The 12728-nt window shown below is 34.5% G+C and carries 10 protein-coding genes; 9 read left to right on the top strand and 1 reads right to left on the bottom strand.

The window, feature by feature from the left end:
* The first annotated feature begins 70 nt into the window (after window positions 1–70).
* The 7 genes from K332_RS0111125 to K332_RS22385 all read left to right on the top strand — a co-directional run bounded on the left by K332_RS0111125 (window position 71) and on the right by K332_RS22385 (window position 8016).
* The gene (locus K332_RS0111125; protein WP_026907515.1) at window positions 71–874 is read left to right on the top strand and encodes a DUF1444 domain-containing protein; all 804 of its coding nucleotides are present in this window, start codon (window positions 71–73) and stop codon (window positions 872–874) included.
* 20 nt (window positions 875–894) lie between these two features.
* Window positions 895–1500 carry a YtpR family tRNA-binding protein gene (gene ytpR, locus K332_RS0111120; protein WP_026907514.1) on the top strand — a complete coding sequence of 202 codons (606 nt, stop codon included), beginning with the start codon at window positions 895–897 and terminating at the stop codon, window positions 1498–1500.
* 312 nt (window positions 1501–1812) lie between these two features.
* Entirely contained in the window at window positions 1813–4128 is a 2316-nt protein-coding gene (locus tag K332_RS0111115; RefSeq protein WP_026907513.1) for a DNA translocase FtsK, read from the top strand.
* A gap of 77 nt (window positions 4129–4205) precedes the next feature.
* Window positions 4206–5327, top strand: a complete 1122-nt coding sequence (locus K332_RS0111110; protein ID WP_026907512.1) for a nicotinate phosphoribosyltransferase — start codon at window positions 4206–4208, stop codon at window positions 5325–5327.
* 268 nt (window positions 5328–5595) lie between these two features.
* Window positions 5596–6897 carry a UDP-N-acetylmuramate--L-alanine ligase gene (gene murC, locus K332_RS0111105; RefSeq protein ID WP_026907511.1) on the top strand — a complete coding sequence of 434 codons (1302 nt, stop codon included), beginning with the start codon at window positions 5596–5598 and terminating at the stop codon, window positions 6895–6897.
* A gap of 306 nt (window positions 6898–7203) precedes the next feature.
* Window positions 7204–7605 (top strand): DUF948 domain-containing protein, encoded by a 402-nt coding sequence (locus tag K332_RS0111100; protein WP_026907510.1) that lies wholly within the window; start codon window positions 7204–7206, stop codon window positions 7603–7605.
* 15 nt (window positions 7606–7620) lie between these two features.
* Window positions 7621–8016 carry a YtxH domain-containing protein gene (locus K332_RS22385; RefSeq protein WP_051359432.1) on the top strand — a complete coding sequence of 132 codons (396 nt, stop codon included), beginning with the start codon at window positions 7621–7623 and terminating at the stop codon, window positions 8014–8016.
* An 80-nt stretch (window positions 8017–8096) separates the two neighbouring features.
* On the opposite strand, the gene K332_RS0111090 is transcribed toward K332_RS22385, so the two are convergent.
* Entirely contained in the window at window positions 8097–10235 is a 2139-nt protein-coding gene (locus K332_RS0111090; RefSeq protein WP_026907509.1) for a cell division protein FtsA, read from the bottom strand.
* A gap of 183 nt (window positions 10236–10418) precedes the next feature.
* On the opposite strand from K332_RS0111090, the gene K332_RS0111085 reads away from it, so the two are divergent.
* A complete protein-coding gene (locus K332_RS0111085; RefSeq protein WP_026907508.1) occupies window positions 10419–11492 on the top strand; it encodes a bifunctional 3-deoxy-7-phosphoheptulonate synthase/chorismate mutase in 1074 nt (357 codons plus the stop codon).
* A 216-nt stretch (window positions 11493–11708) separates the two neighbouring features.
* On the top strand, window positions 11709–12704 hold the full coding sequence (gene ccpA / locus K332_RS0111080) for a catabolite control protein A (RefSeq protein ID WP_026907507.1): 996 nt from the start codon (window positions 11709–11711) through the stop codon (window positions 12702–12704).
* Window positions 12705–12728 lie beyond the last annotated feature (24 nt).

Genomic DNA, 12728 nt, shown 5'->3' with positions numbered 1-12728 from the left:
TAATCATGGATATCATAGAAGAGGCATTACTTTTTAAACGTTATTGCTGATAGACAGGAGGCTTTCTATAATGAAAATGACTAGTCTTAAAATGAAAAAAGTATTAGAAGACAGGCTGTCAGATTCAAACCTAAATACAAGCTATAATCGAGAGGACGATACATTTCGAGTTGAGTTAAACAATTCAAAGCAGGGAGTAAGTATAAAGCTGCCAAGTGTAATTGGTAAATATAATCAACATGGTGATCAAGCAATTGATGAACTGGTTGAACATATAAAAGAATCATTGAAAATAATGAATGAGACCCAGCGATTAAAAGGAATGGAAAAAAACATCTTTCCTGTGATCCGGTCCACTTCATTTCCAACTAAGGCAAAGTCGGGTGTAAATCTAGTATTTAAAGATCATACCGCTGAAACAAGAATATTTTATGCTTTAGATTTAGGGAAGTCATATCGATTAGTGGATGAGGAAATGCTTGAAACAGACGGGTGGTCTACACAACGAATTGATGAGATTGCGTCCTTCAATATCAGATCACTAGAAAATGATTTTAGAATAGATACGGTTGCCGAGAATGACTTTTATTTCTTCGCAAAGCAAGATGGATATGATGCAAGCCGTATTTTAAATGATGCATTATTGGAAGAGATAAAAGGAAAAAGCAAAGGTGAATTAGCGGTTGCAGTACCACATCAGGATGTATTAATTATGGCTGATATTCAAAATAAGTCAGGATACGATATATTGGCACAAATGACGATGAAGTTCTTCACGGAAGGTAGAATACCGATTACGGCATTGCCTTTTATATATGAAGAAAAGAAATTAATCCCTATTTTTATTTTAGCGAAGAATAAACCAGAAAATTAAAATAGAAAAGAGTGAATGTAATGGATGTATTCTATAACCCAATTGGAATTGGTGATGTATTAATTATTCCTTTGAAAGATGAAGAGGACCGTTATAATGTAAGTCATAAAACGATTGGCCCTGTAACAAGAATTGTGAACAATAGACAAGAAGTTTTAGGATATAATATCTTAAATGCATCGAAACATATTGAACTATATCAAACTGGGAAAATTCAGTTAACTAGTGAATTACTGGATTCCATTAAACAAGTATTTGAAACCAATAATATTCAGGACTCACTAGACTTTGATTTAAGTCCAAAATTTGTTGTTGGATATGTTTTAGAAAAAGACCAACATGAAAATGCGGATAAGCTAAGTGTATGTAAAGTAGATGTTGGTGATGAGGTATTGCAAATCGTTTGTGGAGCACCCAATGTAGGTAAAGGACAAAAGGTTGTAGTTGCTAAAGTGGGGGCAACTATGCCAAGTGGGCTCCGGATTAAGCCGACTGAACTAAGAGGAGTTCCATCCAACGGAATGATCTGTTCCCAAAAAGAACTAGCCATGCCAAATGCACCAGAAGAAAAAGGAATTTACGTCCTAGACGATTCCTATTCAGTTGGACAAGTTTTTACTGTATAATAGAAAGCAATCTAGGGTTTTAATACTAGATTGCTTTTTAGTTTCTCGATAGAAGATATGAAGTTGATTCTTTATTTATCTAGATTTAATTTATGAATCATTCTATATAGACAGGCTGAGTGAACCGAATACGCATAGAAGACTCATTGTAAACGGAGGACGTTTATTCTATGTGCATTGAAACACTAAAATAGCATTCTTAGGGACTGCGATTACTTTCCACTGTACTCGAAAGTAAAAGCTAGGTTTATTCGAGACCAGCTAACGTATTAAAAATATTGGTTAGAAAAGAAACAAGAAAGAGTGAATAACATGTGGGATAACTGGAAGAAAAAAATTGAAAACTTTATTTGGAAGGAAGTAGAGATAGAAGTAGAAGAAGACATCTATGAACATCAGCCTTTACAAGACTTGCATCCAGACTTAAAAACAAGAATGGTCTATCAATATCCTAAAAGTGATTCTTATCATATTCCACAATTTCCAGATCAAACCCGTAAGAATAATAGACCAAAAGTTGATATTGAAACACCGGCTTATCTTCGTAAAGGAAATAGATTGAATAACCCTATACAACAAAACAATCATAATAGTTTACGATCAAGTCCAAAACAACCGAGTGAGCAGGAGCGTATTCAAGTTGAATCAACCTCCACCTCTACTACTAAAAAGCCATTTGAAAGAACTGATGTACCATCACCAATCTATGGTTTTAAAAGTAGAAAGCAGCAAAAAGAAGTTTATTCTGTACCTACATATATTCGAAACCAAAAAGTTAACAGTCAAGAAAGTTTGGAACCAGTTGTTGAACAGAATAAAGCAGTCGATAATTCAAATTTGGCTGTGGACACTAGCAAACTCGTAAAAGAACAACTTAATCGTGATGAACTACCTTCTGAAAACGTAGATAAACCAGAAATTATGGAGGGAATAGATCGACCTATATCACATTCGCAACAAGTTCAAAAAGATTCCACAAAAGAAAGAACACAACCTGATTATAAGAAACAAACTAGTGTCCCATATAATGTCTTAATGACGCCAGAAGATAAACGGAAAGTATTACAAAAACAAAGTGGAACGCAATTTAAAAATCAAAGGAAGTCTAATGACCAGGCTGAATTGAAACAAAATGTGCAAATAGTAACGAAGCAAAATCATACTGTACAGCAGGATCATACTAATAAAGTTAATCAGTATTCAACGAATGAAGCGGAAGAAAACATGATACCATTACATTTGTTAAATGATCCAATAATGAAGAGTAATTTGAATGACCAGTGGATTTTGGAGCAACAAGATTTACTTGAACAGACATTAAAGCATTTCCATGTTCGTGCACGAGTTGTTAATGCAACACAGGGGCCGGCTGTTACAAGATTTGAGGTTCATCCAGAGTTAGGTGTAAAGGTTAGCAAAGTAAAGAATCTGAGTGACGATTTAAAATTAAACATGTCTGCCAGTGATATTCGTATTGAGGCACCTATCCCTGGCAAAAATACAATTGGTATTGAAGTTCCTAATCCATCCTCACAAATGGTCAGTCTTCAGGAAATTCTAGATACTGATTCATTTTCGGATAGTAAATCACAATTAACAATTGCCTTAGGTTTGAATATTGAAGGCACACCAGTTGTAACTAATATTCAAAAGATGCCACATGGATTAATTGCAGGGGCGACAGGGTCTGGTAAGAGTGTTTGTATCAATACAATATTGTTAAGTTTAATTTATAAATCCCATCATGATGATGTGAAATTCATGCTAATTGATCCAAAGATGGTTGAACTTGCACCATATAATGGAATTCCGCATTTAGTCTCACCAGTAATAACGGATGTAAAAGCTGCAACTGCTGCATTAAAATGGGCTGTTAATGAAATGGAAGAACGCTATGAAAAGTTTGTACAAGAAGGAGTCCGGGATATAGAACGGTATAACCAAAGAGTCCTGGATCAAAATCGGATGAATGAAAAAATGCCATTCATCGTAATAGTTATTGATGAATTAGCAGATTTAATGATGATTTCACCACAGGATGTTGAGGATGCGATTAGTAGAATTGCCCAAAAAGCAAGGGCGTGTGGAATCCATCTTTTACTTGCAACCCAACGCCCTTCTGTAGATGTATTAACAGGATTAATTAAAGCGAACATACCTACTAGAATTGCCTTTAGTGTATCTTCTCAGATCGATTCTAGAACAATCATTGATACAGGTGGTGCTGAAAAGCTTTTAGGTAAAGGTGATATGTTGTTTGTAGAAAACGGAGCAGGAAAAACAGTCCGTTTACAAGGCCCATTTGTCTCTGATGAAGAAATTGAGCGTGTGACAAGCTATGTGCGTTCCATTGCTGAACCGAATTACTTATTTGAACAAGAGTCATTATTAAAGCAATTCGTTGCAGATGAGGAAGAAGATGAACTGCTTACGGAGGCAATTGAATTTGTTTTTGAACAAGATAGTGCAAGCACATCTTTACTGCAGCGCCATTTTAAGATTGGGTATAATCGAGCAGCAAGATTAATGGACACGCTAGAAGAAAGAGGAATTATTTCGGGACAGAATGGTAGTAAGCCAAGAGATGTTTTACTAACAAAAGTAGAAATAGACGAGATATTGTCTTAATATAGTAATCTAGATTACTTGTTAAAATATTTACCTGGATATATGATAATAAAGGAAATGATATTAAGGAGACTATTATGAAAGAAATCGAACAAAAGCTAAATGGAGAAATAGACCGCCTAACTAATCATACGTTTAAATTTGATGAACGTATTAAGGAAGGTTGGTTTTCAGCTGTATATTTTTTAAAGACAAAAGAAATTGTTGAGAAAAAGGTTCCAAATAATCATGTTACTATGCAGTTCTTTCAGAAGAAAGATGCTGTACTTTGTGGAACAGATGAGGCAATTGCACTTATCCATACATTCGCTGAAGATCCAGCGTCTTTAGAAATCCATTCCCTTAAAGACGGAGACAAGATTAGCCCGTTTGAAACAGTATTAACTATTTCTGGGAAATATCAGCAGTTTGGCTATTTAGAGGGTATAATAGATGGTATTTTGGCAAGAAGAACATCCGTAGCAACTAATGTATATAATGTTGTAAAAGCGGCGAGAACGTCTGGAAAACAAAAGCCTGTAATTTTCATGGGGGATCGTGATGATCATTATACAACACAAGCTGGAGATGGATATGCTGCCTTTATAGGTGGGTCGACTGCCCAAGCAACCCATGCCATGAATGAATGGTGGGGAAAAGAAGGTATGGGTACTATGCCACATGCTATGATTCAAATGTTTAAAGGTGACGTTGTAGCAGCTACAAAGGCATATCATGAGGTTTATCCTGAAGATGATTTAGTGGCTCTAGTTGATTATAATAATGATGTTATCACAGACTCATTAAAAGTTGCACGTGTATTTGGAGATAAACTGAAAGGTGTTCGTTTAGATACTTCTAATACACTTGTTGATAAATATTTTCTTAGAAATTATCATGTAATGGGTTCATTTGATCCTAGAGGAGTAAATCCAGAGCTAGTATTTGCATTACGAAAAGCTCTTGATGATAATGGATTTAACCATGTTGAAATTGTGGCAACTGGTGGATTTACTGAAGAAAAAATACGTCACTTTGAATCTTTAGGTGTTCCTGTTAACACGTATGGAATAGGTAGAAGTTTATTAAAGCTTGATATTGGATTTACGGGTGATAATGTCATGTTAAATGGTTCGCCTGAAGCAAAAGATGGGCGTCGATATCGACCAAATCCAAGATTGGAAAAAGTAGAATTTCGAGAATTACATCATATCTATTAATGTTTTAGGATACAACCAAATTACTATTTTAATACGATATAAGTTTTGTTATAATTACTTAATGTTATTAAGTTAGTATTCGCTTTGTAAAGACCTGATTCAATCGGTCCTACAAGAAGAAGGTCACAATGGCGTTACGCCTTTGTACCATTATTTTGGTGGGGAAATGAAAATCCCCATTGCTTAATTGATGTTTCACTTTATGATGGTGTTAGAATAGATGCACACCAAAGTGTTTTCTTACACATATAGTTGGAGGTTCTTTTTTATGATAACTTACCATTTTATTGGTATTAAGGGTACTGGTATGAGTGCGTTAGCGCAAATTCTTCGTGATTCTGGAGAAAAGGTTCAAGGATCTGATGTGGAAAAGAGATTTTTTACTCAGGATGCCCTTGAAGCAAAAAATATACCAATTTATCCATTCGCAAAAGAAAATATAACAGATGGATTAACTATTATTGCAGGAAATGCGTTTTCTGATGAGCATGAGGAAATCCAAGAAGCAAAAAGAAAAGGATTACCATTTTATCGTTACCATGAATTCCTTGGTGAATGGTTGAAGCAATACACTAGTATTGCAGTAACCGGGGCACATGGTAAAACATCAACAACTGGATTACTTGCACATGTTTTAAATTCTGTTTATCCAATTTCCTATTTAATTGGAGATGGAACAGGAAAAGGACATGTCGATAGTAATTATTTTGTGTTTGAAGCTTGTGAGTACCGAAGACATTTCCTAAGTTATGAACCAGATTATGCAATTATGACCAATATTGATTTTGACCATCCAGATTATTTTTCAAGTATTAATGATGTATTTGATGCATTTCAATCGATGGCAGAAAAAGTAAAAAAAGGTATTATTGCATGTGGTGATGATGAAAAGCTTCAGCAAATCCAAGCTAAAGTACCGGTTGTTTATTACGGATTCTTACCATCAAACGATTTCCAAGCTCAGAATGTGAAGGAAACGGAGTATGGAACAGAATTTGACGTGTTTGTTCGTAACACGTATTACGATACATTTACTATTCCAATGTATGGAAACCATCATGTATTAAATGCTTTGTCAGTAATTGCTATTTGCCAATATGAAGGTATGGAAGCAGAAGCAATAAAAAACTTTGGTACGTTTAAAGGTGTTAAACGTCGTTTTACGGAAAAGAAGGTTAATGACCAAATTATTATCGATGATTATGCACATCATCCAAGAGAAATAACAGCAACTATTGAATCTGCAAGAAAGAAATATCCAAATAAAGAAGTAATCGCTATTTTCCAGCCACATACATTTACACGAACAAAAACATTCTTACAAGAATTTGCGGATAGTTTAAGTCCAGCTGATTCTGTGTATTTATGTGAAATTTTTGGTTCTGCTAGGGAAGATAGTGGACAGTTAACCATTCAGGATTTACAAAAGTTGATTCCGAATAGTTCCATACTTGAATTAGAAGGGGTCGGAGAATTAAGGAAATATGAAGATAGTGTACTAATCTTTATGGGGGCAGGGGATATCCAGAAATTCCAAAAAGCCTATGAAGATATTCTTCATACGATATAGCTATTAACGTTTATTAGGAAACTCGTATTCGCTTGTTACAGCAAATACGAGTTTTTTTAGAGTTTAATGATATTTAATATAGTAAATGAAGTACTAAGTTATATGAAGTATGAAATTCATGGTTTGGAAAAAAATACTACATATCATTCGAATTTTATGATAGAAAAGCCTATAATGGAGATATACTAATAAAGAATGTGTCAATAATAACTTATGTTTATTTGTCGAAAAAATAGGGAATATGAAAATGTACAAGCACCCTAAATTTGGCAAAATTTAATTAGAAAGAAAGGAATGTTTACGATTATGGAAATATTAGGCTACATTGCTGCAATAATTGCTGCAGTTGCTTTTGCGGTGCTGGTCATTTACTTAGCAAAAACTCTAAAGGCTTCAACTAGAACACTGGACAATGTTGCAAACACATTGGAAAGCTTAGAAAAACAAATGCAAGGAATTACAACAGAAACAACAGAATTACTTCGCAAAACAAATGATCTTGCTGAAGATGTAAATAAAAAAACAGCCAAATTAGACGGTCTATTTGATGGTGTTAAAGGAATTGGAGAAACCGTACAAGACTTTAACCAAACATTAAAGCAATTTTCATCTAGTGTCTCTAGGGCAGCTTCAGAAAATCAGGACAAGGCATCACAAGCAGTTACATGGGGAGCTGCACTATTTGATTTAATAAAAAAGAGAAAATAAAAGGAGGAACCAACCATGGCAGAAAATAATAGCGGAAAAGATTTTATCGTTGGAACAGTTATTGGTGCAGCAGTAGGTGCAGGTTTAGCATTATTACTTGCTCCTAAGTCTGGTAAGGAATTAAGAGGGGATATAAATCAAGGCGCTGTTCAAGTACGTGAGCGTGCAACGGAGTGGAAAGATATTGCACAGTCCAAGGGCCTTGAATGGAAAGATATTGCTCAAGCAAAAGGGCAAGAGTGGAAAGAATTAGCTACTGAAAAAGGTTCAGAACTTAAACAAAAGACACAAGAGATTACATCTAATGTGCAATCAAAAATTCAAGATATGAAAGCTAAAGATAATAATGGCGAGGATGTAACCGTAGAAGAGGTTGCAATAGAAGAAACTATTATAGATGAAAATAAATAATGAAAAGGATGTCGTAAAGAGAGTTCTCATACGACATCCTATTTTAGTTTTTGTAATTAGTATAGGGTCCAATTATAGCATTATTTTTTCTCCCATATAATGGCTAAATTATCACCATCTGAAATCTGTTCATAGAAGGTGGTAGGTTGATTGTTTTTCATCAAGGTAAAGTTACCACTTGCATTTGTTAAATCAAGGTCAATATAGCGGAAGATATCTTGGAATATGATCGGTTCAATGACTTTATCCTCTATAGTTATCATATCATCTGGATAAATACGGTCGTCTTCACTTAAAACAGTTTTTCCATTTTTTACAATAAGTTGCGGCTGATTCATAATAATCGATTCCTGGTTAAAAACTACTCGAATTTGTTGATGAAGTTCTTTATTCAATTGATTCAATAAAAGTTTAACATTAGGAATCTGTCTAGGGATCAGTTGTAAATGATCATGTTGTTTTAATTTGTAATCCATTGGAACTGGATTTCCATTAACAACAATTTGGGTTTCCGCCAAACTTAGATTAACTTTCTGATTATTAACGTATAATACAAATTCTTTATTGTCTGGTTGTTTTTCTGAGCTAACAAATGTAAAGAAGTCTTTTACTGTCTTAGGAGTACGTACTTCTATGACATCTCGATCTTGAATGAGGTAATCCTGGTCTTTAATCATATTATTAACATTATAGATGGGTTTTAACTCATATTGTTGATGGTTAAATTGTATTTGAATCGATGGTACATCTCCTAAAAGATCTAAAAGTGTTACGTTTGGCTGTTTTCCATCATTCCCTTTAATAATTTCAATTTCAACCCCATTTTGCACAATGGAATCAACAGAAGATTTTTCTTTATTTAAAAGAATAGTTGGAGCCTGACCAAGTTCACCAGGTAAGGTTATTGATTTACCATTTAACGAAATAATAGATGCAATACCTGGTTTTCCATATAATTTATTTATTTCAATACCAGCCTGTACGAGACAATCACCAATCGTTAGCTGTTTCATTTCAAACATCCGAATTGTTTTTTCATTTACTCTTATGGAAATATAATGTATTGGATTTTGTTTGGCAGCAATAGCAATACCAATCGGTGTAACGAAGTCGGGTCCTTTTGGTAAATTATCTGTTTGATTTAATATTTGAATTGCCTCTATATCACGTATGGCAACTCGATTAGTGGGTAATTGTAATTTACTAGCCAATCTAGTAGTGAAATCCGGTGTTTGACTACCACCACCGATAAGCATAACTGCTTTTGGCTGTGAACCATTTAATCGTAGTATTTCCTCGGCAATAGAAGTAGCTAATTTATCAATATTTTCATTAATATCGTTAACTAAGTCCTGATAAGTAATAGTGGAATCAAAACCTAAAATATCTTGTACAGTTGCCTGCCCATTTTTAACTATTTGAACCTTAGTTTGTTCAGCTAATGGAAAATCTAATAAATAATGGTCACTAACTGCCTCTGTTATTTCATCCCCTGCAATTGGTACCATGCCATATGCAACTACAGTTCCAGAGTTAGTAAGAGCAATATCACTCGTCCCGGCACCTATATCCACTAAAGCAACGTTTAATCGTCTCATAGATTCAGGAATAAGAACTTGAATAGCTGCGATTGGTTCTAATGTTAAGGCATCCATTTCTAAATTTGAGCGGGTCAGTGCTGATAATAGTGATTCAACTACTACCTTTGGTAAAAAGGTTGCAATAATATCTACAGAAGCAATTTGTCCACTTTGATCAATTAAAGAACCAATCTTATCATTATCAATTTTATAATGAAGAACAGAATATCCAACACAGTAATAATTCGAAAAGTTTTTGACTGAATCCTCTGAAGCTAATTTAAGTTGTGCTGCATGTACCGCACTTAATTCTAAATGTTTAATGGTTTCGTATTCTGTAACTGGTTTATGATTGAGCTCCACTTTTGCAGAAGAGGTAATCGTTTTTAATGATCTCCCTGCTGCAGCAACACAAACTTTATGTAGTGGACCGTGAGAGGTTTCTAGTGTTTCTTTAACATCCTTAATAACCTTAGCTACTTCTTCAACATGATGTATTTGTCCGTCTACCATAGATCTTACTCGATGTTCTTTTACACAATAGTCTATAAGTGTATACGTTGAATCGTCTTTTTTCAGAATTACTCCTGTTACAGAGCGGGTCCCGATATCTAAAGCAAATATATGGTCATCCTTCATTATGTAAATCCCCCTATAATTCAAAAGGTATTTCAGTATATTCTTTATTTCTAAGAACATAATTTCCGAAAATCTCTATTTTCATTATAAACTGTTAGATGACAAAGAGAAAATTTTTAGCTATAATTATGTCACATTGTGTAGAAAAAAATGTGTTTTTTCCTTTTAGGAGGCTTTATAGCTATGATTAATGATTTAGACGAATTACGAAATAGATTAGATGATGTTAATTTGCAAATACTTGAACTTGTGAATTTGCGAGCAGCTATTGTGAAACAGATTGGTCAAATTAAAAATAAACAGGGAATTAAGCGTTTTGATCCTGTCAGAGAGCGAGAAATGTTAGATCAATTAATTCAACATAATAATGGTCCTTTTGATAATTCTACAATTGAACATATATTCAAAGAAATATTTAAAGCCAGCCTGGAATTAATAGAGGAGGATCATCGTAAAGAGTTATTGGTTTCGCGTAAAAGAAAACCGGAGAATACGGTGATTGACATTAAAGGGGAAAAGGTAGGCGACGGTAAAACCCATTTCGTTATGGGACCATGTGCTGTGGAAAGTTATGAACAAGTACGAGAAGTTGCCCAGGCTGTTAAAAGGAATGGAATTAAGCTATTTCGTGGTGGAGCATTTAAGCCAAGAACATCTCCTTATGACTTTCAGGGATTAGGTATTGAAGGCTTAAAAATATTGAAGCGTGTAGCCGATGAATTTGATTTAGCTGTTATTAGTGAGATAGTAAATCCCGCACATATAGAAACTGCACTTGATTATGTCGATGTCATTCAAATTGGCGCAAGAAACATGCAAAACTTTGAATTATTGAAAGCAGCAGGAGAAGTTGATAAACCAGTATTATTGAAACGTGGCTTATCAGCTACAATTTCTGAGTTTATAAATGCAGCAGAGTATATTATTTCCCGTGGGAATGGTAAAATCATTCTATGTGAACGAGGAATTCGTACGTACGAAACAGCGACGAGAAATACACTTGATATTTCAGCTGTTCCGATATTAAAGCAAGAAACACACTTACCAGTAATGGTTGATGTTACCCACTCAACTGGTAGAAGAGACTTATTAATCCCAATGGCGAAAGCTGCCCTTGCCATTGGAGCAGATGGTGTTATGGCAGAGGTTCACCCAGACCCAGCAGTAGCACTGTCCGACTCTGCTCAACAGATGGACATCCCGATGTTTGAAAACTTCTTAAAAGAAATTTCCAAATACAACGTAACAATAAACTAAGGGTTTGACAAGAAGTCAAATCCTTTAGTTTTTAGGTATTCAAGGAGAGGCATTTTTCATTATTATGTAGAGCATATTTAATAACCCTAGAACTATGCTGGCAGTAACCTAAATGTGCCAATGATTACCAAAGATAATTTTTGTGTTTTTTTTCACACTAGAGTATGATAATTAGTAGAAAGTTGTCTATTAGTACGGAATTAGGAGGTATATTCAATGACAATAACAATATATGATGTAGCAAGAGAAGCAAATGTATCCATGGCAACAGTTTCACGGGTGGTTAACGGAAACCCCAATGTAAAGCCAACAACAAGAAAAAAGGTATTAGCAACGATTGAAAGGTTAGGATATCGACCAAATGCGGTTGCACGTGGACTAGCAAGTAAAAAAACAACCACTGTCGGTGCAATTATTCCCGATATTTCTAGTATCTTCTTTGCTGAATTAGCTAGAGGAATTGAAGATATTGCAACTATGTATAAGTACAATATCATTTTAAGTAACTCGGATCAAAATAAAGATAAAGAGATACAATTAATTAATACGATGCTAGAAAAACAAGTGGACGGTATTATCTTTATGGGGGGAAATATTTCAGAAGAACATGTTCAACAATTCTCAACAGCTTCTGTACCTGTAGTATTAGCAGCAACATTTGATGATACAGACTCAATCCCTTCTGTTAATATCGATTACGAAGAAGCAGCATATGAAGCAACCAATTATTTAATTGAAAAAGGGAACAAAAAAGTTGCGTTTATTTCTGGTAAAGAAGCGTACACGATTAATCAATTAAAGTATCAGGGTTATTTGCGAGCTATGAAAGAGGCTAATCTTACTATAGTGGAAGATTATATTCTAACTGGTGATTACACTTACGAATCCGGAATAGAGACGGTTGAAAAATTGATGAATTTACCGGATAAGCCAACTGCAATCTTTACAGCTTCAGATGCAATTGCACTAGGTGCTATCCACGGTGCTCAGGATTTGGGATATAAAGTTCCTGAAGATATAGAAGTATTTGGATTTGATAATACCAAATTAGCTACAATGGTCCGACCAACTTTATCGACCGTTGTTCAACCAACCTATGACATTGGTGCGGTTGCAATGCGCTTACTTACTAAATATATGAATAAAGAAGAAGTGGAAGAAAATAAAGTCGTATTACCACATCGTCTTGTAGAAAGAAACTCAACAAAATAAAAGCAATGTAGATAGAAAAATATA

The organism is Paucisalibacillus globulus DSM 18846 (assembly GCF_000482485.1).
GTDB classification, from domain to species: Bacteria; Bacillota; Bacilli; order Bacillales; family Amphibacillaceae; genus Ornithinibacillus; species Ornithinibacillus globulus.
This window is presented reverse-complemented; position numbering and strand designations above follow the sequence as displayed.

What these genes read in the sequence shown, in the direction of transcription:
- K332_RS0111125 (WP_026907515.1), top strand. Translation starts at nt 71, where the DNA reads ATGAAAATGACTAGTCTTAAAATGAAAAAAGTATTAGAAGACAGGCTG.
- ccpA (WP_026907507.1), top strand. Translation starts at nt 11,709, where the DNA reads ATGACAATAACAATATATGATGTAGCAAGAGAAGCAAATGTATCCATG.
- K332_RS0111110 (WP_026907512.1), top strand. Translation starts at nt 4,206, where the DNA reads ATGAAAGAAATCGAACAAAAGCTAAATGGAGAAATAGACCGCCTAACT.
- K332_RS0111090 (WP_026907509.1), bottom strand. Translation starts at nt 10,235, where the DNA reads ATGAAGGATGACCATATATTTGCTTTAGATATCGGGACCCGCTCTGTA.
- murC (WP_026907511.1), top strand. Translation starts at nt 5,596, where the DNA reads ATGATAACTTACCATTTTATTGGTATTAAGGGTACTGGTATGAGTGCG.
- ytpR (WP_026907514.1), top strand. Translation starts at nt 895, where the DNA reads ATGGATGTATTCTATAACCCAATTGGAATTGGTGATGTATTAATTATT.
- K332_RS0111100 (WP_026907510.1), top strand. Translation starts at nt 7,204, where the DNA reads ATGGAAATATTAGGCTACATTGCTGCAATAATTGCTGCAGTTGCTTTT.
- K332_RS0111115 (WP_026907513.1), top strand. Translation starts at nt 1,813, where the DNA reads ATGTGGGATAACTGGAAGAAAAAAATTGAAAACTTTATTTGGAAGGAA.
- K332_RS22385 (WP_051359432.1), top strand. Translation starts at nt 7,621, where the DNA reads ATGGCAGAAAATAATAGCGGAAAAGATTTTATCGTTGGAACAGTTATT.
- K332_RS0111085 (WP_026907508.1), top strand. Translation starts at nt 10,419, where the DNA reads ATGATTAATGATTTAGACGAATTACGAAATAGATTAGATGATGTTAAT.